Source organism: Caulobacter sp. ErkDOM-C, assembly GCF_048541825.1.
In the GTDB taxonomy this organism is placed as follows: Bacteria; Pseudomonadota; Alphaproteobacteria; order Caulobacterales; family Caulobacteraceae; genus Caulobacter.
On the sequence record NZ_CP183333.1, the window covers coordinates 90,009 to 111,115 of the forward strand.

General features: G+C 61.6%; 19 protein-coding genes. 10 read left to right on the forward strand and 9 right to left on the reverse strand.

Annotated features, from left to right (window positions below; genetic code table 11):
* Positions 1-97 precede the first annotated feature (97 nt).
* The 4 genes from ACN2C8_RS19475 to ACN2C8_RS19490 all read right to left on the reverse strand — a co-directional run bounded on the left by ACN2C8_RS19475 (position 98) and on the right by ACN2C8_RS19490 (position 3,325).
* Entirely contained in the window at positions 98-961 is an 864-nt protein-coding gene (locus ACN2C8_RS19475) for a DUF547 domain-containing protein (RefSeq protein WP_419256019.1), read from the reverse strand.
* 372 nt (positions 962-1,333) lie between these two features.
* Positions 1,334-1,978: an NrsF family protein gene (locus tag ACN2C8_RS19480; protein WP_419256020.1), complete on the reverse strand. Its 645-nt coding sequence runs from the start codon at positions 1,976-1,978 to the stop codon at positions 1,334-1,336.
* Positions 1,965-2,519, reverse strand: a complete 555-nt coding sequence (locus ACN2C8_RS19485; protein WP_419256022.1) for a sigma-70 family RNA polymerase sigma factor — start codon at positions 2,517-2,519, stop codon at positions 1,965-1,967. Before ACN2C8_RS19485 ends, ACN2C8_RS19480 begins: the two co-directional genes overlap by 14 nt.
* A 179-nt stretch (positions 2,520-2,698) precedes the next feature.
* Entirely contained in the window at positions 2,699-3,325 is a 627-nt protein-coding gene (locus ACN2C8_RS19490; RefSeq protein ID WP_419256024.1) for a TetR/AcrR family transcriptional regulator, read from the reverse strand.
* Positions 3,326-3,459: 134 nt separating this feature from the next.
* Between ACN2C8_RS19490 and ACN2C8_RS19495 the strand changes: the two genes are divergently transcribed.
* Together ACN2C8_RS19495 and ACN2C8_RS19500 are read left to right on the forward strand one after the other, a co-directional pair.
* The gene (locus ACN2C8_RS19495; protein WP_419256026.1) at positions 3,460-3,750 is read left to right on the forward strand and encodes a DUF1330 domain-containing protein; all 291 of its coding nucleotides are present in this window, start codon (positions 3,460-3,462) and stop codon (positions 3,748-3,750) included.
* 27 nt (positions 3,751-3,777) lie between these two features.
* Entirely contained in the window at positions 3,778-4,332 is a 555-nt protein-coding gene (locus ACN2C8_RS19500) for a carboxymuconolactone decarboxylase family protein (protein WP_419256027.1), read from the forward strand.
* 168 nt (positions 4,333-4,500) lie between these two features.
* On the opposite strand, the gene ACN2C8_RS19505 is transcribed toward ACN2C8_RS19500, so the two are convergent.
* Both ACN2C8_RS19505 and ACN2C8_RS19510 read right to left on the reverse strand, forming a co-directional pair.
* Entirely contained in the window at positions 4,501-4,758 is a 258-nt protein-coding gene (locus ACN2C8_RS19505) for a TfoX/Sxy family protein (protein WP_419256029.1), read from the reverse strand.
* 198 nt (positions 4,759-4,956) lie between these two features.
* Positions 4,957-6,042 (reverse strand): zinc-dependent alcohol dehydrogenase family protein, encoded by a 1,086-nt coding sequence (locus tag ACN2C8_RS19510; protein WP_419256031.1) that lies wholly within the window; start codon positions 6,040-6,042, stop codon positions 4,957-4,959.
* A gap of 96 nt (positions 6,043-6,138) precedes the next feature.
* Between ACN2C8_RS19510 and ACN2C8_RS19515 the strand changes: the two genes are divergently transcribed.
* Complete coding sequence (locus ACN2C8_RS19515; protein ID WP_419256033.1) at positions 6,139-6,696, forward strand: TetR/AcrR family transcriptional regulator; 558 nt, start codon at positions 6,139-6,141, stop codon at positions 6,694-6,696.
* A 554-nt stretch (positions 6,697-7,250) separates the two neighbouring features.
* On the opposite strand, the gene ACN2C8_RS19520 is transcribed toward ACN2C8_RS19515, so the two are convergent.
* On the reverse strand, positions 7,251-7,553 hold the full coding sequence (locus ACN2C8_RS19520; protein ID WP_419256035.1) for a hypothetical protein: 303 nt from the start codon (positions 7,551-7,553) through the stop codon (positions 7,251-7,253).
* A gap of 1,052 nt (positions 7,554-8,605) precedes the next feature.
* Between ACN2C8_RS19520 and ACN2C8_RS19525 the strand changes: the two genes are divergently transcribed.
* The 5 genes from ACN2C8_RS19525 to ACN2C8_RS19545 all read left to right on the forward strand — a co-directional run bounded on the left by ACN2C8_RS19525 (position 8,606) and on the right by ACN2C8_RS19545 (position 13,945).
* Positions 8,606-9,484 carry a PhzF family phenazine biosynthesis protein gene (locus ACN2C8_RS19525; protein ID WP_419256037.1) on the forward strand — a complete coding sequence of 293 codons (879 nt, stop codon included), beginning with the start codon at positions 8,606-8,608 and terminating at the stop codon, positions 9,482-9,484.
* Positions 9,481-10,461, forward strand: a complete 981-nt coding sequence (locus tag ACN2C8_RS19530; protein ID WP_419256038.1) for an ornithine cyclodeaminase family protein — start codon at positions 9,481-9,483, stop codon at positions 10,459-10,461. Before ACN2C8_RS19525 ends, ACN2C8_RS19530 begins: the two co-directional genes overlap by 4 nt.
* A gap of 759 nt (positions 10,462-11,220) precedes the next feature.
* Entirely contained in the window at positions 11,221-11,991 is a 771-nt protein-coding gene (locus tag ACN2C8_RS19535; RefSeq protein WP_419256039.1) for a hypothetical protein, read from the forward strand.
* Between the two features lie 112 nt (positions 11,992-12,103).
* On the forward strand, positions 12,104-12,643 hold the full coding sequence (locus ACN2C8_RS19540) for a hypothetical protein (RefSeq protein ID WP_419256041.1): 540 nt from the start codon (positions 12,104-12,106) through the stop codon (positions 12,641-12,643).
* Positions 12,644-12,874: 231 nt separating this feature from the next.
* Entirely contained in the window at positions 12,875-13,945 is a 1,071-nt protein-coding gene (locus ACN2C8_RS19545; protein ID WP_419256042.1) for an ArsO family NAD(P)H-dependent flavin-containing monooxygenase, read from the forward strand.
* A 259-nt stretch (positions 13,946-14,204) separates the two neighbouring features.
* On the opposite strand, the gene ACN2C8_RS19550 is transcribed toward ACN2C8_RS19545, so the two are convergent.
* Positions 14,205-14,960, reverse strand: a complete 756-nt coding sequence (locus tag ACN2C8_RS19550) for a hypothetical protein (protein ID WP_419256044.1) — start codon at positions 14,958-14,960, stop codon at positions 14,205-14,207.
* On the opposite strand from ACN2C8_RS19550, the gene ACN2C8_RS19555 reads away from it, so the two are divergent.
* Together ACN2C8_RS19555 and ACN2C8_RS19560 are read left to right on the forward strand one after the other, a co-directional pair.
* Positions 14,925-16,070, forward strand: coding sequence for a hypothetical protein (locus ACN2C8_RS19555; RefSeq protein WP_419256045.1), 1,146 nt, complete (start codon positions 14,925-14,927; stop codon positions 16,068-16,070). The genes ACN2C8_RS19550 and ACN2C8_RS19555 overlap by 36 nt on opposite strands.
* A gap of 86 nt (positions 16,071-16,156) precedes the next feature.
* On the forward strand, positions 16,157-17,014 hold the full coding sequence (locus tag ACN2C8_RS19560; RefSeq protein WP_419256046.1) for a hypothetical protein: 858 nt from the start codon (positions 16,157-16,159) through the stop codon (positions 17,012-17,014).
* Between the two features lie 150 nt (positions 17,015-17,164).
* Here the strand turns inward: ACN2C8_RS19560 and ACN2C8_RS19565 are convergent, their stop codons facing one another.
* Positions 17,165-20,941 carry a hypothetical protein gene (locus ACN2C8_RS19565; RefSeq protein ID WP_419256048.1) on the reverse strand — a complete coding sequence of 1,259 codons (3,777 nt, stop codon included), beginning with the start codon at positions 20,939-20,941 and terminating at the stop codon, positions 17,165-17,167.
* Between the last annotated feature and the right edge of the window lie 166 nt (positions 20,942-21,107).

A 21,107-nucleotide genomic window follows, 5' to 3' on the forward strand; every position in this document is an offset into this window, starting at 1 on the left:
TCCGCTTGCCTCCCGAAGAGTTTCGCGATCCATTTTTGAAGCTCGGCGGATCGACCCGCGCGTCCGTCCGATGGTCGCCGCTCGAGCGCCACTGCGTTCACGGCGCCTTTCCTTCGTTTAGCATCCAATCGTAGGCATCACCGCCAATGCCGTCGGTCTTCTGGAGACGAGCCTTCAGGGCCGGTGCAGCGAAGGTCGAGAGGTGGTGCAGAATGTGCCTGTCGCCACCGCCGAAGTCGCCAGCGAACCACCGGTAGATCGATGACACGACGAGCCTGTCGCCTTCAAAGCGGACCCCTCGGGGATGGTTGACGTAGTCGCGGGCGGCTGCGTCGAGCCGGGCGGACAGGTCCTGTCCGCGCCATGCGACGCGCGGAAGGTTGGGGCAGCTGAACGACGCGCAGTTAATGGCGTAGTGCACGCGTGGATCGCGCCAGCCGGTCCGCAGGATACCGTTCTCAATGTCGTCCAGCGACAGGGCAATGTTGCTGACCGTGACGGCCCTGGCCTTCCACGGACCGATCGACAGCACGGTCGGACGAATGTCGCGGATAGACCTGACCGGATACGCCGCCAGCACTGTGTCGATGGTGACCGCGTTGTATAGATTGGCCCAAAAGGCGAATTGCTCGGCGCGGGTCAGTTGGGCCGGATCGGTCCCGGCAAGGCGCGCGATATAGGCCTTGAGCGCCGTACGGTCAGCTGCGGAGGCTTTCCAGCTGCGGTAGTCGACCCGGACAACACCGGCCTGAAGCGAGGTCCGACGCGCTAGCAAGGCGTCAAAGGCTCCGTGGTCGAGAGTCTGGGCGCCCGCCGTGGCGTCGACGAAGCGCGACAGCCGGGTGACCGCGTGCGCTGTCGTCGAGGAGAGGATTATTGTGCCTGCCATCGTCGCGACCGCCCTGCGGGTCAGGCCAGATGGCGCCAGCGTGGCGTGGTGGCCAGGTCTTGGACGGTTCAACTCTGTTACTCCTTCACGGTCGTGGCGCGGCGACGCCAACCAGATTGCGGTCACAACGGTAGTTCGCGGGAGCTTGGTCTACGGTTACAGTTGGTCCGTCAGGAAAGCGAATATTCGGCCTGGGACGTCGGTGGCGGGTGAGGCGACCTACACGCAGCGCTCGGCCGGCCCCCTGCGTCCCGGTTGAAGTTAGCCCAGCGCCTAGGTCCCACGGCGCTTCCGGCGCACGACATGGGCCGCGATCAACGGTCCGGGAAAGGCACGCCGGGATCCTTGGGCGGGGCGGAGCGCCCCGAGGTCGCGCCGCCGGATCCGCTCAAGACTGGCGAGGTCCGAACTCAAGTTTCCTCCGGGTAGGCTGTCGCCATGCCTTCACCAGCGCAAGGCGCGGGGGCCGATGGCCGCGCCGATCGCGCCGACGATGGACATGCCCAGCAAATACCAGGTGGCGAGAAAGGCCGCCGCGTTCTCCTGGCAGTGCAGTCCGTAGACCGTCGCGCCGACACCGCCAGCCGCCATGCCGAGCGCCATTCCGGTCAGAACCGGACGCGTGGACGCAAATCTGCGCATGCAAAGGGTGACGGCCAGCAGGACTGGCGCCGATATCAGCGGGATCCATACGGGGCAGGTCTTCCATGAACTGCCCAGCCAGACGGTGACCCGGTCCGCCGGAGCGGCGGCCACGATCTCTAGGGCAGCCATGGCGGCGACCGCCGTGAAAGGCATTGCGGCCACGATCCAGAAGGCGGGCAGAAGGATCGCGCCAGGGCGGGCCAGGCGGCACGTCGCCGCGACGCCTAGGGCCGCGACGGCGGCGGTGAACCCGAACTTCATCCAGAACGAGATGGTTCCAACGGCCGCACCCATGTCCGGCCGAACCCCAAGCAGGGTAACAAGCAGGGCAACGGCCGCCGCTCCACCGATCATGAGATGCAGGGTGACCTTTCGCTCGACGGCGTAGGGTTTGACGACGGTGGTTTCGGCCGCCAGACGGGCGATCAGGTCATCGGTCCGCATCATCGCCTCCCTTTCCGACCCGGGACATGAGGGCTTTAAGGCCTCGATGAACGCTGACCTTGACTAGCGACGGAGACAAACCCGAGGCTGCCGCTGCTTCCTCCGTGCTCAGGCCCTCGATTCGGGTTTTGCGGATCGCGTCACTCTGGTTGATGGGTAGGCTGTCAAGCAGCCGCGTTATGTCCCGCGCATGCATGGCGTCCTCGGTCCAGTCCGGGGCGAACAGTTCATCGGCGTGGTCGAACGGCGACCAGGATCGGACGCGCTTGCGTCGGTAGTGGTCGATCAGCTTGTAGCGGGCGATGGCGTGAGCCCAGGGCGTGAACAATCCGGCGCGGTCAAATGTCTCCCGCCGAACATGCACCGCGATCAAACAATCCTGCACCAAGTCCTCAACGTCTGCATCGTCGCAGCCAAGTCGGCGCGCGAAGAAAAGTTTCAAGTGCGCCGACAGGTCGGAAAGCAGGCGGCCCTGGGCAACGGCGTCGCCGTCCAGACCCATGAGCATCAGCGCCTTCAGCTTCTGTTCTGTCTCCCGCACCCTTGTTCCTGACTGTGAGTTCGCTGGGTAGGCGCGAACGGTTACAGGCGCGCGGCGATTTCGTCATCCGCCGACATTTCGTATGTCGGGTTAATCGACTCCAGCTGCGTTTAGGGCTGACCCTCTTGGAGCTGCAAACGGCCTCAGTGGCGCTTGTCGGTGAGGCAGGATCCGGGCCTTCACCCAGCCTGTCGGCTATCCTCGCCTTCGTGCAGTATGCCAGCGGCTAATAGCATCGTGCGTGTTGCGGGCCACAAGGCGTCACGGTCAGGCACCACCTTGGCCATGACGTTCAAGCCGACCAGAAATGTTTTCAGTGCAAGGGCCGTTGCTGCAACGTCGGTATCGTCACGGAGTTCGCCTCTCGCGACGGCCAGCTTCAATAGCGTCTCAAGGCGTTCCAGGCGCGCGATCATGTGTGCGGCGACCTTGGGGCCTAAAGCGGCATCGACCCCACAGAGCGCGCCCACACTGTTAACCGCCAGGCAACCTCTCGCATCGCTATCCAGAGCCAGGCTTTGGCAAATGCTTTTGAACGTCTCCGCAATCAGCCCGCAGATACTGCCTTCCTGCGTCACGTACGCAAACGCCCTGTCGGGTGAGCGCTCCAGGTAACGATCAAGGGCTTCGAGGAACACCGCCTCCTGGCTTTCGAACGCGTTGTAAAAACTTGAACGCGTAATCCCCAGTCGTTCGGACAGGGCTTTGACCGAGGTGGCCTGATAGCCATCCCGCCAAAACGCCATCAGCGCCGCGTCTAAAGCGGCATCGCGATCGAACTGCGCAGGCCTGCCGGGCTTGGACATGTTATTTTGTACACTTCTGGACAATATTAGCGTTGCGTTTTATACAGTCGTGAACATAATTGATCTACCGGCCCTTGTCGAGAAGAGGGAAGGCCATTCACGGCTCGCACTGCCAGACCCAAAAGGAAACCCAAATGACCGCGTTCTTTGTCGTCACAACCACTGTCAAGGACCAGGAAGCATATCAGGCCTACGTCCAAAGCGTCGGCGCCACGCTCACGCCGTTCGGAGGCAAAGCGGTGTTGCGCGGTAAAGCCGATAGCGCCCTCGTGGGCCAGCTAACGCATCAGACGGTCGGTATCATCGAGTTCCCGGATATCGACGCAATCGGGGCTTGGCACGCATCCGCCGCCTATCAGGCGCTCGTTCCACTCCGCACGCGCGCAGCAGACATGACGATCACCACCTACGTGGTTCCCGCATAACTTCCGCCAACTTGAAAAGGACTAGGAATGTTCACCTATCACAACAAGATGACGGCTCCGGTTCAGTCCGTTCCCTTTATCGACAGTGCTGAATCTATGTTTGGCTTTGTGCCTAACCTTCACAAAATATTGGCAGAATCTCCGGCAGCTCATGAAGCCTATTCTGTCACATATAAACTGGCGACTGAAAAAACTAACCTAACACCGATAGAAGTACAAGTCGTATTGATGGCGTCGAATTATCACAATAGCTGCCATTATTGCATGGCGGGCCACTCAATGATTATGAAGATGATAAATGCGCCTCAGGACGTTATTACTGCGCTTCGTGAAGGTAAGCCGATCAACGATGCAAAACTAGAAGCGCTACGCACCTTTGCTCGCCAATTACTTGAAATGCGCGGCCATGTCGGCGACCCGGCGCTGGAGGCGTTTCTGCGCGCAGGCTATAATAAATCACAGGCGCTTGATGTTCTTGTCTGCCTTTCGGCAAAACTGATTTCGAACTTCACGAATGCTCTGGCCCACACCGAGATTGACGCGCCAATGAAGCCTTTGGCCTGGACACCACAGGCGGCCTGAAATGTGCGCTTTATGAACAGAGCTAATGTTCATAAAGCGCTACCTTCAGTGCCAGAGAGGTCTCACAGATAATCGCTCGCTTTAGTTGACATCGGACTGGCCCCCTTTGAACTGGATAGGGTCGGGCGGGAACGGTGGTGAATACGCCGTCAACTTCCTTGGGCGGAATTAGCCAGACAACTCAGTCCGCAAAGACTGCTTCACCTCGGACGGCAAGACGCGCCAATCCACATCTCTCAATGCTCCCTCGAGTGCATAGAGTAGATTCAAGCTTGCGGCAGGCGCAGCGGCAAGCCTGACGCGAGCGAAGGCTTCCACGGCGCCGAGTGCACGCAGGTCATCTTCGCGGGTAATCCCGACGCTTTCCAGCCACCGCGCCGAAACTTTGCCGAGCCCCCGGAGTTCGCTGATCCGCTTCGTACTCATCGTTTAGGTTCCTCTGTTCGGCGAGTCCAGTTTTCCAGGAGCAGGTCAGCTTCTTGAGGAGCACGGCGGAGGGCGGAATTCCATGCGATCTAACCTTATCCCTATCCAGGCGAAGTGTTCGAGCGCATTTGCAGAGCGGGGGAGGCCAGTCAGAGCGCTATGCGCTGTCGCCGCTCACCCCCGCCCCCGCCGCCAACCTTAGAGTTCGACTACAATCTTTCCGAAATGGCCCCCGGAGCGCATCAGCTCAAACGCTTCGCTGATCTTGGCCACAGGGAAGCGAGCATCGATCACGGGCTTGATCCGGTGAAGGTCGATGAAGGCCACCAGCTCTTCGAAATGCTGGCGCGATCCGACTGTTATGCCGTGGATGTCAGCGTTCAGACCCTGGATCGGACCTAGAAGCGGCTGAGCTCCAAAGCCAGTCAGGACGCCGATTTGCGAAACAACACCGCCGGCTGCCAGGCTTGCGATCGAAGAGGCGTAGGTGTCGGGCCCGCCCAGCTCAAGCACATGGTCAACGCCCTCGCCATCGGTCAGCGACAGGGCCTGCTCGTGCCAGGTCGGATGGGTCCGATAGTTGATCGTTTCATCTGCGCCCAGGGCCCGGGCGCGTTCAATCTTGGCGTCGCTGGATGACGTAAGGATGACCCGGGCGCCAAGGGCCTTGGCGATCTGCAGGCCAAACAGCGAAACGCCGCCTGTGCCTTGCACGAGTAGGGTCTTGCCGTGACTTAGGTTGCCCCGTGCCACCAGGGCGTGCCAAGCGGTAACGCCGGCGCAAGGGAGCGTAGCCGCCTCGGCGAAATCGAGGCTCTCCGGAATGGCGACCAGGGCCTGCTCGGACATCACCAAGCGTTCGCTGAGCACGCCATCGGCTTCACCGCCGAGAGCTGAACCACGATGGTGGCGCGTGAACGGCCCTTCAGACCACGCCGGCATGAATGTAGGGGATACACGATCGCCGACACGCCAACGGGTCACGGCATCGCCGACAGCTGTAACGATACCGGCTGCGTCAGACAGGGGCGATAGCCCGGCGCTGACGCCAGGATAGGCGCCGTCGACGACCAGCAGGTCGCGATAGTTCAAGCTCACAGCGACGACCCGGATTTCCACCTGGTCCAGACCCAGTTGGACCTCGGCCAACGGGGCGGAACGGATTTCGTAGCGGCCGCTAGAGCCCGTCAGTTCATAGCGCACAGGCACGCTCGGCATGGCCAGGCGATGAGGGTGTTGCATAACGACTCCGTTTTCTTTATCGATCAATACATAATTGGCCAAGGGTGAGCCTTTTTATAGTGATCGATAAAGAAATGGTGTGTTGTGGCGCGTGGACGTAATCGAAGCTTCGATAGGGATCAGGCGCTCGACCGGGCCATGCGGCTATTCTGGGACCACGGCTACGATGGGGTCAGTATCGGGCGCCTGTGTGAGGCGATCGGCATCGCTCCCCCTAGCCTCTACGCCGCGTTCAAATCCAAAGAGGATCTCTATCGCGAGGCGGCGCTGCTCTATGGACAACGGCACGGCGAGCCCGTTTTTGCGGCTGCCGCTCAGGAAAAAACGGCCGCTGACGCCATAGCGCGCCTTTTGCAATTGGCAGCTGTTGCGTTTTCGGATCCTGGAACGCCGGCGGGGTGTTTTGCGGCGACAGGGCTGTTGACGACCTCGCCAAGCATTGAAAACCTGGCCGAGACCACCTGGGCCATGAGGCGCGCAACGCGCGACTGGGTTCAAGCCCGTCTCGAGCTGGAGATTGCCGCAGGCGCCTTGCCCGACCGCCTCGAAGCAGAACTGATTGCTGACTATGTGGCCATGTTGATTGAGGGGCTGGCCGTTCAAGCCCGAGACGGCACAAGCGCCAGAAGGCTGGGTGAACTTGCGAGCTTGGCGTCAGACAGTTGTCGTCACTTACTCGAGCCGTCACGCTTTTAGACGTATTCTTGACCTTCGACCCATCCTTCAGGTGCCGGGATCAAATATTCAATCGCTCCCCGTAGAAACTCGTGGATGCGGCTCCCCACATCGGTAGACTACATGCGACTTTAGTCACCATCTACGATGTTTGCAGAGCACCCCTTAAACACACAGAACGCGCTCAAGGCTATCCGCCCCTGGCTTCTGCGGACACACTCTTTCACCCGCCGCCGTCGCTGAAGCCAACTTTAGAAGGAGGGAGAGCAAGATAGGTCCATGGCGCGATCCTCAGCCACAGCGAGTGTAGAAGGTGGAATTCAGTGGATAGCGCTTGCTGATGCGATCGACCGGGACACCATCTTTCAGCTGCACAGCTGGAAGAGCGTGCGCTAGTTTTACGGCATGACGCGAGAGCCGCTGCCTGGGTGCCCCACAGATCCTCATGGTCCCCGTCTTGGCCAATGCACGCGGACCCGGCCCGCATTGCTCGCGCGATCATCGCGGATCGGGGAGCCTATCTCGCGGTCGGATGCCCAAGCGAGTGTGGTAAAACTCACAGCTGGCAGCGCGACCTAGGCCTTCAGGTCGACCAAGGTGCCTTTCTGGATTTTGTCTTTGTCGTCGCCCAAGACCTGTTGTTTGATCATTTCCTTGATCTGATCCTCGATCTTCTGGCGATCCTTGGAATCCATTGCCTTCAGCTCGACCTCGGTGACGCCGAGCTTGCTGAGCATAGCCGCGCGCATCTTCTGTGCCGGGGTCAGCTTGGCGTAGTCGAGAAACTCGTCCTTCGCGGATTTGGTGCCTGCGGCGCTGACGCTATCGGTAGAGCCGGTCGTGGCCGTCGGTGCGGTAGCAGTATTGATCTTGGCCAAGGCCGAGACGTTGACCGACGCTAGGATGCTGCTGGAACCAGAAACTAGCATGAGAACTCCCACCTTGAACTAAGGTGCGGCTCTCCTTGCAAGCTTCATGCAATCTTGGCCCGAAACGTGCCCAATAAAATCAATATCTTGCTAGGGCATCGGAATGGCTCACCGACCCCACCGCAATGATTGCCGTGTAGATTCTACCGCGGGGCGCTTTGACGTGTCTGCACCTGCTTCGAAGAGGGGCCCCGCCAAAGGATTGATGTCCACATTGATTTTACGGAAAGCTTGTCTCGCCATAAGGGCCCCAATCGGTGCCGATCGGGGCTCCTGCAGTCTGCCGATTTTCCCACTTAGTTCAATGCCAGGGCGCGGGATGGGCGGGTCTATCTTCGACACCGATGCACAGCCCGGCGCTAGGCGCCCACCGAACTGCCGCGCGTTCTTGGAGCTCTGCGGCCCAGTGGCTCGCTACTCGGATACGGCAATGTGCAACACCCCCGAACATGCGGTCTCTTCCGATAATGTTCATTATGAGCGAAATATATGTAGCCGGGCGAATTCTATTTTGAAGTGCGATTTGTGAGTTTTTCATGGGCTTAAGTCCACGGTTCTGTGCGGACGGCCACGAGACAACGCCCTAGATACTCCAGGAGCAGGGGCTGCTTTTTAGGGGTTGGAGACACGTCGTCCGGCTGGTAGTTCGTATTTATGCGAATTAGCGATAGTACGAAATTAGAAAATTTGGAACGCATTCGACTGTTGAAGGCCTTGGCCAGTCCGGTCCGCCTGCTGATCCTCGACTACCTCAAGCACGCTGCGGATCACTTTCCCCCTCAGGTGGACGGGGACTTCGAGGATGATGGCGTGTGTGCGGATTTTATCCGCGAGAAGCTGGGCATCGCTGCCGCGACTGCGTCCAGGCACCTAACGCTCTTGGTGGAAGCTAGGTTCTTGGTCGCGACACGAAAAAAGGGTTGGACCTTTTACCGCCGTGACGAGGCCGCAATCTGCCGTTTCACACAACACCTACAATCTTCACTTTGAGAACATCATTGATGTCAAAGCTCCCATACGTTCATGCTGATGTATTTAGTCGAACTGCTTTCAACGGAAATAGTTTGGCCGTTTTCCCAAACTCGGGCAAATTGAGTGCCGATCAGATGCTGCGGATCACGCAGGAACTCCGGCACTTCGAATCCATCTTCCTGGAGCCAACCGATCAACCAAATAGAGTGCGGGCGCGGGTTTTCGATCTATTCGAAGAGCTGCCGTTCGCCGGGCATCCGATTATCGGTGCCGCAGCCGTGTTGCACGCGCTTTCGGGCGCGGCCAAATCGCAGGCTTGGCGGTTCGATCTACCGGCAAAGTCCGTAACCATTTCCACAGAAGGCGGCGATGGTAGCTATTTTGGCCTACTCGATCAGGGTAAGCCGGCTTTCCTTGGCGAGGTCAATGCGCGTGCGGAGGTCTCGGAAGCCTTCTGCCTTGCGCTCGATGACCTGCACCCCGATCTTCCACTCGAAATTGTCAGCACGGGCCTGCGCTATCTGGTCGTACCCGTCTTGGCGGGTCGCTTGGCCAAAGCACGGATCGCCAAGGACATCACAGAGCTGCTCCGCAGGCTCGGCGCCCAATTTGCCGTCCTCCTCGACGAGTCGGCACTCGAAGTACGCCATTGGAACAATGACGGCGTCGCCGAGGACGTCGCGACTGGCAGCGCTGCGGGTGCGATCGGAGCCTATCGCCTTAGGCACGACTTGGTGCAGCCTGACGAAACCTTCATCCTCAATCAAGGCCGGTTCGTCGGCAGGCCTAGTCAATTGCACGTCACTGCGCGAGGCAAGCCGCGATCGGTCAGCTCGGTACTTGTTGGCGGCGATGTCGTTCTAGTTGGATCCGGCAACCTCAACGTCCTTCCGGGATTCATGGCATGATCGCCAAAGAGATGCCAAGCGTTCGCATCATTGGCGCCGACACCTTGCGCAAAAATGTGCGGTTCGAAGACCTCATCGAACCTGTCGCGCAGGCTTTCAAGCAGTCTAGCGAACAAAAAGCACAGAACGGCCTTATCGTGATGTTTCCAGCTGAAAAATGCGATCTCGGTGATGTCTATGTAAAAGCAGGTGTCCTGACTGGTCGGCGGCTTTTCATCGTGAAGGTTTCGCCTTGGTTTGCCGTCAACGCGATTTGCGGACAAACCCAAGGCGGTTTTATTGCTGTATTCGACAGTAGTACCGGTCACACATTGGCGATTATCAATGAAGAACACTATCTGTCCGACATCCGGACCGCCGCGGCTGGCGCTGTCGCGGCGAGAGTTTTAGCGCCAGATCAGATAACTACGGCCGCCGTTCTTGGATCTGGTGTGCAGGCCTACTGGCAGCCTATTGCGCTGTATGGTCAACGACCGTTCACGCACTTACTGCTGTGGGCGCGCAATCTCCAGAAGGCCGGCCTGTTGAAAACTCGGTTGGAGCAGGCGCTCCCTCAGGTTGAAATCGAAGTATCGGATGATCTCGAGCGCGTCGTGCGCTCGGCAGACGTCCTCATCACAGCGACCCTTTCGCGAGAACCTCTAGTGCGTGGCGAGTGGCTCCGTCCCGGCCAGCATATCACCGCCGTAGGCGCGGACGATGCAACCAAGTGTGAGCTGGACGCCGCCGCCCTGAGACGCGCCCGCGTCTTCGTTGATTCAATCGACACAACCTTGGCCAATGGCGATGTGTATCGAGCCATCCAGGCCGGAGAGTACAATCGGAGCCAGGTTTCTGGTGAACTGGGAGACGTCATAGCCGGGCGATCAATCGGGAGATCGGGGCCGGACGACATCACGATCGCCAAGTTGGTTGGCATCGGCGCTCAAGACCTCGCGGCAGCGGAAACGGCGCTGGAGAAGCTGTCGGCTGCATGAAAGCTATCCGCTCCCGACATCGAACACATTCTGCAGTATCTGTGGTTTCATCCGCCGATTTTTGAGCACGACGGAGAATGGTGGGCGCATTTGGACGTTCGCGCTTTGTCTGCCTGTGCAACAAGAATGGGCAGTTCGTCAGTTCCGGCCGGGAAGCCTTTGAGTCGCAGCTCTTAGTCGGGTACGCACCCGCCGGGCGACCCGCCGCAGTAGCTGATCACGGCGTCGCCATAGAGGTTGGCGCATCCGCTAACGACATCGTCGTTCGAAGGGCGTCCGCCCGCCGATACTTCGCTGAGCAATATCCCCACCTGGCCTAGCGCTATTCCTTCAACGCCCTCCTCGAAGTTGCGACACTCCGGCGATGGACTATAGGCGGACACTGCGGAGGACATCTGCCGGTGGGCCAAGCGGTTGTCCGAACTTTGGATGATGGTCTGTCCCACCATGCTGTTGACGTGGTCGAAGCAGCGAAGTTGCACCTTCATCGTGGCGTAGGTCTCGCAGGATGAAATCCTGAACGGCTCGCTTGAGGCCGACTCCTCGTTGACCACTTCCGCCTCTGTCGTATCCGCCTCGATCGCCGCGTCCGCATCTTCGACGTCGCTGCGCTATTTCCGGACATTGGGACCGCTCTGGCTACCGGATCTTAAAACCAGCAGCTTCACCTTTACTTGCGTCGCCGCTTGCATCCGCTAAGCGGTAAAGTTGCACTTGGCCGCGACTTCGCCATAAAGTGTGCGGATTCGCGGGGGCAACATGGCTGACATCGACGACGAGATCGCGGAACTGCGTAAGCGCCTAGCTCAGTTGGAGGCGCGAAGGAGCGAGGAAAAAACGGATCCCACTATCGACGCGGCGGGACCAGTTGCCCCGGCCGAGCAGAAAAAGCCGAACCCAGCCGCGCTCGTCGCACTAGCTGTTATCGGCGTCTTCGCCCTCATCATGGTGGCACGCAGTTGCGATCCCGGCCCAACCACTCCAGCGCCTTCTGCCCTAGCGACTACGGCTCCAGTCACACCTTATACGCCGCCCTCGCCCGTCACCCCGGCCACACCCCCGGTTCCGTCCTACGCCTGGACCTATGTCGATGACGTCGACCCGATGAGTGACCGCAAGACGCTCTTGGCGTGCGTGGATTCAACCGACCAAGTGTCACTCAACCCGCCCTATGAACCGGTGACAGCCAAGCTTTGCGTCCGCAACAGCCCAAAGTTCGGCATTGACGTGTACTACGCGCTGAACGGCGACGGCCAGATTCTCTGTGACAGTTACGATGGCTGCAGCGTGAAGGTTCGCTATGGTGACGCGCCTGCCGGTCGGAACGGTGCCAACAGTGCGGCTGACCACTCCTCCAACATCGTTTTCCTGAACGGCGCACGCGCCGTCGCGGCGCGCTTGGCCAAAGCGAAAACCACGAAGATCGAACTGACCTTCTACGAGGCCGGAGTGCAGTCCGTGACTTTCCCCACGGAGGGGCTGGACCTCGGCAAGGTGGGCCTCAGCGGAAAGGCGAAGGCGCGCCCTTGAAAGCGCGCGCCACTCGCGCGGAGTTCACCGAACGCCATCCGGATCAGGATGGAATGGGCTTTATCGCCCAGCAGAAGAGCTTTCGATCAACTTGAGAAGGATTTTACCTGCCATGGCTATACTCAAGGTGCTTCAATCCCATCGTCTTATTGCCGGACTTCTGGCGGCACTGATATTAGCTCTGGTTTACAACGGGCTTATCGCCGCGCCGGTGGCCGCGGGCTTAGCCAAGGACGAGCGGAACAAGGGCCTTACCCTGGTGGCCTATCGCACCAATGGCTTCCAGCCACGGGAAATCACACTCGATCTGTGGTCCGCTGAGGAAAAAGCGCCAATCGATCTGTTCAGGGCGCTCTTTCAGGCTTCCGAAGCACTGGGCGAACGGAAGTTCTCCCAGGTGAGACTAGCAAGGCTGGGTCACGTCGTGTTTGTCCTATCGGGCGAGGATTTTTCCGCGCTCGGCCAAGCTTATGGCCAAGGCGAAAACCCCATCTATTTGGTTCGGACCCTGCCGGAGAAGCTGCAAACCGTTTCCGGCGCTCCGGCCTTTGACACCTGGACCGGCGGCTGGCTGGGCGTGCTCGGCAAACAGATGGAGGACAGCAATACCTTCGCACAGGCCTGGATCGACGGCGCGCCCACCAATCCTTGACACAATTCACGCTCGCCTTGACCGCCGTGCAGTTTACGTTTGGCGCCAACTTCAGACATTTGCTCCCTTCCAGAAACGCGACATTGGCTCAAAGCCATTGGCCCCATTGTCTAGCGCCAGCCGATTTGATGCAGCGCATGGACTTAGTCCTCTTGGGCAATCAGGGTCGGTCCAGAGGCGCACATTCTGAGACTCCCGCCCGGACTGCATTCGGTATTGGAGACCTCACGAATGACGGCGACTTCCACGACAAGCTTCGACGTAGTCGTCATCGGCGGCGGGCAGGCCGGATTGGCCACGGGCTATTTCCTTCGCCGAACCGGCCTGAGCTTCGCAATCGTGGACGGCGAGGCAGACCCCGGCGGGGCTTGGCGACATGGCTGGGATTCACTTCGGCTCTTCTCACCCGCTGATTGGAGCTCCTTGCCAGGCTGGCCCATGCCCCCCAGTGGCGAAGCCTATCCCACGCGCGATGAGGTGGTGGCCTATTTGGCGGCCTACGAGGCGCGCTACGATCTGCCGGTCATAAGGCCCGCAGAGGTCGAACTGGTTCGCGCTGAACAGGATGCGCTCGTCGTGGAAACCTGCCCTGCAACCTGGCGGGCCCGCGCTGTGGTGAGCGCCACTGGCACTTGGCGCGCGCCCTATAGACCACTCTACCCGGACCAAGTCCGTTTTGAAGGTGTGCAAGTCCACTCGGCTCAGTATCGCCGTCCGGAAGCGTTTGCTGGGCAGCGAGTGCTGGTCGTCGGCGGCGGCAATAGCGGCGCACAGATCTTCGCGGAGGTGTCGCAGGTCGCTGACACGACGTGGGTGACACAGGCGCCGCCAGCCTTCCTGCCGGACGAGGTCGATGGGCGCGTGCTGTTCGACCGGGCAACTGCCCGCTGGCAGGCCCAACAGGGGATTGCCGCCGATGCGCCGCCACCTGGGGGTCTCGGCGACGTCGTGATGGTTCAGCCCGTCAAGGCGGCCCGCGACCGCGGCGTTCTGAAGACTGTTCGCCCCTTCGAGCGCTTTACCCCACACGGCGTCGTCTGGACTGACGGGCGGGAGACCAAGGTCGATGCCGTGATCTGGTGCACAGGCTTCCGACCGGCCCTACAGCATCTGGACGCTCTGGGCGTGATTGAACCGTCTGGACGGGTGGCGGTAGACGGCACGCGGTCGGTCAAAGAGCCGCGCCTGTGGCTGGTGGGCTATGGCGAGTGGACGGGTTTCGCGTCCGCAACCTTGACCGGCGTCATGCGGTCCGCAAGGGACACTGCGCGTGAGATCGCCCAGGCGCTTCTGCCAGCCTAACCTCTCCCGTCCGGAACGGTCACTGACTGGCATCCAAGTTTTCCAGCCGTTGTGCGCCATTACCGGACCTTGAAGTCACTCCAGATTCCGGACGTTCAGCCGCCGCCGCTGCAAGATTTCCATCAGCGCTCAACCATGCTGCTGCGTGGCCGCAGCCGACGCGACAGAGGCCCCGGCTTGCTCCGACGCCTGGTCACCGCCGCCGTGCTATTTTGCAGGCGACAAATCTGAGGCCCCGAACGGACCGGGGCTCGCAGCTTCAACCGATGGCCGCTAATTTCTCAAGCTCGACCCGAAGCGCGGTCTGCCAGGCCAGATCCTTGTGCCGAAAGCCCCAGCCGGCGTCCTGGACGTCAGCGACGATCCGCGCGGCAAGCTTGGCCAGTCCCGGCATTCCGGAAACCTCGATCGACCATCCTATCGGCGCGAAATGAACCAGCTGATTGCGGATTTCGTCGTGGAATTTGCGCAACCAGCTGAACTCGCCATCGCTGATCGCGATCGACGGCGCCGCGCCGCCGCCGGCCGAGTCTTTCTTGCGCACGGCTTTCAAAAGGTCGGGCATCCCCATCAGCTCCGTCCGCTTTGGCGCGGACAAGGTCTCGTCCTCGCGAGAGGCTTCGAGATAGGTCATCCACTCCTCGGTGCTGCGCGGTGTCAGAGCGCCAACCGGATGGGCCGTCGTCAGCAGGTGGCAGACGCAGGCGCCCTGGATGGCGGAGTGCAGCGCCAGCATCACCCATTTCCAGGCCTGCGGATCCTCAGTCGTTGCGGCCCAACCACGCACCGCTTGGCGAACGGAGGCGGCGACGTCTTCGACCTCGTCGGTTCGGACCCATATCCCCTCGCCCACCATGCCACGCCTCCCCCAGCCAAGTCGCCAGGCGACAGCCTTAGACCTTCTTGCGCTGAAACGGGGACTTTGGTCTCGCGGAGACTCAAGCGTTGCCGCTAGCCTCGCATCGGAAGGAAACTCCTCATGCCCATCGTCTTCGACGATATCGACCGCGACCACCAAGGACCGCCCACGGCCGGTGAAACGCATTTCAGCTACCTCAATCGCTCGGGCCGCATTGAGGCCGAACGCGTGCGCGCTCTTGTTGAGGACTGGATCTCCCGCTATCCGGCTAGCGATCTCACCGCGCTGGTCGCGCGTTTGCGCTCTTCAATCGACGCCGCCCACTACAGTGCGTTCTTCGAACTGACCGTTCATGAACTGCTCGTGCAAACGGGCCACATGATCGTCGCGGTGGAGCCAGAGGTCCCTAACTCCAATCATCGGCCTGACTTCCTCGTGGAGGCTCCCAACGGGGCTCGCTTCTACTTGGAAGTGGTGACCTCAATCGCCCAGACACCTCAGGACGTTGCTGCGGACAAGCGATTGAATGACGCCATGGGCATCGTCGATAACGCCGACGCAAAGCTCTTCTTCCTGGACGTCGAGATCGAAGGCAAGCCGAGCCAGCAGGTCAGCGCCAAGGCGCTGCGGCCAGCCCTAGGGGCCTGGATCGCCGCCTTGCCCGCGACCGAAGCGGTCAGGGACGAGCCGCCGTTCGTCTATGCCGAATACGGTATGACCCTCACCATCAGCGCGTTTCTGCGCAGGACGCCGCGCGAGGACGTCGGCGGCGCGATCGGCGTACAGAACATGGAGCCCTACTGGGGCACGCCAGGCGACGGCATCCGCGAGTCCGTCGAGAAGAAGGCGTCACGCTATGGTGATCTGGACATCCCTTACGTCGTGGCCGTCAACGCCATGAGCGACTACAAACGCGAGGAGGACGCCATCGACGCCATGTTCGGTTCGCCCTGTGTGGTTGTTCGGCGCTACGACGATGGTCGAACCGAAACCGCCGAAAGCCGCAACAACGACGGCGTCTGGCAAGGCGAGAAGGGGCCGCGAAAGAAGGGCCTGAGCGCGATCCTATCGACCGAACGCCTGATGCCCTGGAGTGTCGGGCAGCGACGCGCCCGACTGATCAGGAACCCTTGGGCGACGCACCCTTTGCCGCCCCTTCCTCTAGGTGTCGATGAGCTAAACCCGATCGACGGGAAGCTGGATAAGACCAACGGACAGTCGTTCGCCGAGCTGTTCAACTTGCCACCCAGCTGGCCCGAGGACTGAGGCCGCTGCCCACGAACGTCGCTTAAGCTTGACCCGTTTTGCATTGGTGTTCTTTTTCAGCCCCGCTCAATGGCAAGCCGCAGATCATGTTTTCCTCGGACGAAGCGCTTACCCACAAATGGCAGCTCGATCAGGTCCGGTTGCTGCTCAACGGCCATCCGAACAATGACGGGTACTTCCTGGCGCAAGCCGCCGAGATGCACGCCCTGCAGGTGATCGACGCGGTCGCACAGTTGCGGTTCGCCGCCACTCAGGCCGGGGCACGCGCGCAAGGCCCGTTGGGCGACCATCTGGTCTATGGCGTGGGGCGACGGACCGGCGACATCTGGGGTGCCATGCGCGAATTGGTCTCGATCTCACCGCCAGACCGCAAGAGGCCACTGACCACGGAACAGACCGATCGAGCGTCGCGTGCGCTGAACACGATCTACATCAACATCCGCGGCACGATGGATAACTTCGCCTGGGCGGCCATCGAGCGCGCAGGCGGGATCAAGAGCGTGCGCCTATCACCAACCGCGATTGACCTCTTCGGCGACAAGTTTTCCAAAGTCGAGGCGTTCGGCGACCTGCCGCGAAAGCTCTCGCTGCTCCTCGACTGGAACAACCAGGTGAAGTCGCGGCGCAATCCCTCGGCTCACCGCGTTCCGCTGGCGGTAATACCCGCCGTGCTCAACCCGGACCAAGCCGAGACTTTCAAGCGGCTGACAGCGGAGATGACCGCCCTGCCGCAAGGTCTCCCGGACCACGAGGCGATCACGCACATGGCCGAGCAACAAGCGGCGGTAAAACTCAAGATCGAGGCGCTGGGGGTCTTTTGGCCAATGTTCGCTCACATGCCCAGCGAAGGCGCCATCCCGATCTATCCGACCGTCGCCGAGGACGTAGGTCAAATGGTGCGCGTCGGACGGATCGTTCTGGGCCACCTCGGGGCCCAATCGTAGCTTGGATGCGTGGTTCCAGTCGGCCACTGTAGGACCCTCGTGGTCAAAGCTGGCGGGAAGAGCGCGCCTCGACACGGCGGCGCAGCGCTATGAGCGGCCTCTCGCTCTGCTTCAAAAAGGCTAAGTTCGGTGCCCTTCGACGACTAGTGTTTATTCGAATGTTGGCTCGGCCTTGCGGGCTCCCGCCTCCAAGTCTGTGAGGTATTTGACGAGGCTCCGATGGAAGTCATCGGCCCATTTGCGCACTGCCGGGTTTTGATGATTTCCCAAGCCCCGCAACATCGCCAGACGCCGGCGGTAGCGGAAGCCGTACTCGCCGCTCGAGGCGCCGGTGCCAAAGCGGCGCTCGAAGGTTTCATGGACCTCCTCATCGCCGCCGACCGCGTTCAGCAAGCGCATCGCCAGCGGCGTCCAGGCAAAGTCCTTACCTTCGCCGGTCTCGAAATAGGGGATGAGCTGGGCCAGGCGTCGACCGCGGTCGAGACGGTCCTCATCCATCCAGCTCATCAAAACATCCGACGCGATCGCGGCGATGAGGTTGAACCCGCCACCGTCGTCATCGTCGTAATTCTTCAGCAGGTGGTCCAACTTGTAGCGAACGTGGTCCCAGGTCGTTGATAGGTAGGTGTCGAGCACGAGGCGCGGATGATCGCGAGCGATAACCCCCATCAAGCCTGGCAGGCCATGGAGCCAAAAATCATTGTCTTCCTCCACGTGCTTGGCGATGCGGGTCAGAAGGCCAGCGGCGGTGGCTTCCCCCTCGGATCCGCCGAGCACACGATCGGCCAAGGCGGCCAGTTGGTAGTCGCCCGACCGCCCCTCATCGTTGGAGAACGCAATCGCCTCAAGAATCCGCCGTCCCGCCGCTCGCAAGGCTTGTGGCCAGGCCTCCTCGTCGGCCTTGGGTCGCTTGGCGTCCAGCAGGTGCAGCGCAGTCGAAGGCTGGCCATGATCCAGAACAGCGTCGACTAGGGCGGCCAAGGCGTCAGGCGCGACGTCGGCGCTAGCCTTGAAGCGCCACAGGGTCTGGGCGACACCTTCATGGACCAGACCTTGGGTCAGGACGGTGATCATGCGGGCGATCCCGGCCTCGCCGACCTCGCCGCTTTCGACCTCCAGCCACGGCAGCAGGCTAGCGACGAGCGGATCGCTCACCCCCGCCTCCAGCCAGCGCTCGGCCACTGCCGGATAGGCTTGCCGGCAGTGGCCGAAAAACCCAGCGATCGTCGTGGCGTTGAGGTCGCCGCGTGGCACGGCCCTGGCCTGTATCAACAGGTCCGCCCAGGCCTGGTCCAGATCCTGCGCGGCCTGCGCCCACCCCGCCCCGAACTCGCTTCCCGCCACATGGGGATCGCTCAAGGCCACGGTGAGCAAGGCCTTGCCCTCATCGCCCGCCGCGAAGGCGTCACCGCCGACTTGGCGAGCCCGAGCGCGCGCGGTGTTCCAGGAGTCGACGGCGTCGTCGCCGTCGGGGTCATGCCAATCCCACAAGCGCTGACGCATGAAGGCGTCGAACTGCTCTTGGAGCGTTTTAGGCCGCAGCGCCGCCTCGCAGTCGCGCATCGCCTGGGTCTGATCGTCACCCTTTCGATGATTGAGCACATCGCAGGCGGCAAACCACCCCTCGCCCCAGAAGGCCAGATCGGCGACCTTGATCATGGTCTCGACGGTCTGGGCGTCGATGGCGGCGATGCGCACCAGATCGGGATAGGCCTTGGCCAGGATCGTACGCGCCATCACGGGCTCGGCTCCTACGATCATGCCGAACGCTCGGTCCAGGGCCACCGTGAACCAAGCCAAGACCTGCTTGTCGCCTGTCGCCCACCACCCCGCTGTACGGCGCCGGGCCCCGAACGGTTCAATCGAGGATCGGTTGTTCGGACGCGTCATCAAGGCGGCGCGTAAAGCGTGGAGACCCAGCAGACGCGTTGGAGCGTCCTGGCTGGCCAGCAGATCGTCTAGCAACGCGAACCGCTGCTCAGGCAAGGCCTCCGTGTCCGACATGATAGCTTGGAAGAGGCGGGTGAACCGAGGTCGCAGTTGCTCGATCATCCGCGACTCGTCCTGGCCGATGACCAACTGGGACAGCAGCCGCGCGGCGGGGTCGAAAAGTTCGGCCTCGTAGGTCAGCTTGCACAGCAGGGCGGTGATCTGACGCGCGGCCTGGTTGGTGTAGACGATGGTCTCGGTCGCGCCATAGCGAGCAACGTAGTCCTGCAGGATCCCCAGGACACGGGCGGGAGCCAGCGGGGCCAAATGGGCCAGCACTTCGATCGCCGCCTTGTCTTCGCGTGACGGCCTGGCCAGCTCCTGCCCCGGAGCCAGGATCATCTCGGCCATTGCCACCGCCTCGGCGCGATCGTGCAAGGCCCCCAGCCGCTTGGCGAACGAGGTCGCTAACCGAGCCGGAGCGGCCGAAAAGATCGCAAACAAGCGGGAGGCCGGGATCCGCGCGACCGCATCCTTGGCCAAGTGGATCGCCAGGGCCTGGGGCAGGATCGCGCGCTGCTTGCCGCGTTGCTGAGCCAGCCCCCTGTCCAGCAGTTCGCCAAGCCTGTCGAGAAAATCGGTCTCACTGGTTCCGGCTAGGCCCGCCAGCACCGCCAACTCATCTGGATTGGGGTCACCCTCGACATAGAAGGCATAGACCAAGGCGGCGATGCGAGCGACCTGATGGAGCTTGGGATCGTGACCGCGACGCCCCGTGAGAAATAGTCGATCCACCAGGGCGGCGTCTTCGAGATTGGCCAGGCTTCCCGAGGTCGCCGCGGTCTTGGCCAGCGCCAGGGCGATGCGGGTGTTGCCTTCGGAAAACTCGACGACGCGCCGCACGTCCGCGGCGTTCAGATGCGGCGCGCGCTGACGCAGCAGACGCTCGATCAGAACGTCGCCACCCGCCTCCAGGCGCGCAACCACGGTCTTGTCGGGCTGATCGGCCCCGATGTCGAAATCGATGGTCAGCAGGCTGAACTTGGCCTCGGGCCGGCTGGCGATCGCGGTCAGCAGGCTGTGCATCTGGGTGGGACAGTTATCGACAATAAGGATCGGCGCCTGATCCGCATCGATCAGGGCTCTCGCCATCGCGGTGGGCGCCACCTCCATGTCCGGATCACCCGCATCGCCATAAACGGCCAGATGCGCGGGCAAGGCTTGCTCGCCAACCCGCTCGTCGAATAAGGCCTGCACCAGACGAGTCTTGCCCATCCCTGACTGGCCAAGAAGACGCACCACGCTGCGCGGACGACGCAGAGCGTTGCGCAAGGCGTCCAGGCCCTCGACCACACCGCGCGCAGAGGTGTTAGCGCCAACGGTCAGGCGCGCCTGGTCGTCGGCCAGAAACACAGGCTCGAGACCCTGATCGGGCGCCGACCAATTGGCCAAGTCCGCCCAGCCGCGCGTCGAGCGGCCCGCCTTTTCAAGCAGCCAGATAGCGACAGACCGATGTTGCCGCGCCCAGTCGGCAAGGCGGCTGGCGTCATAGAAATCGAAATGCGGCGCGGGGGTCTCGCAGCCCCCAAAGGCCAGGCGCATGGCCCTGACCCGCTCCTCGCGTCCCATCCCGGTGAGGTTCTCGTGGCCGCAGGCGATGATGTAGGCCCCGTCGTCCTGGCCCAGGGTGATGATCGAGGAGCGCAGGACGCCCTTGAAGCGCATCTCCTTGTCGACATCTGCCTTGTCCATGGTCGTGGCCTTGACCTGGAAGCCCAGCGGCAGACGCGGCAGATAGCCGTTGCCGGCCCCTTCCCCTTCCACGCGCACGTCGATGCCGCCGTCCTTGGCCTTTTGATGCCCCCCGGCGATCAGGCCGGCCGGGGATAGGCCCATGGCCTTCATCTCTGCTTCGCAAAGCCTGCGCACGAGCTCGCGAAGGGCGACATCGTCCAGCGCCTTCACGTCACTGGGGACGGGGTCCAGGACCCAGCTCATCGGGCCGGTCCTTGCGAGAATCGCAGAGCGTTCATCAACCGAGCATGACACCCACCCGCCCGGCCGTCGCCCTCAGTAGGCCAAGCTCGCGGGTCGCCGATCTTTGTATTCGCCAACGCTTAGCTGTGTGCCGAGAGCATCACGTTTTACGTCGCTGAGCGTCAGA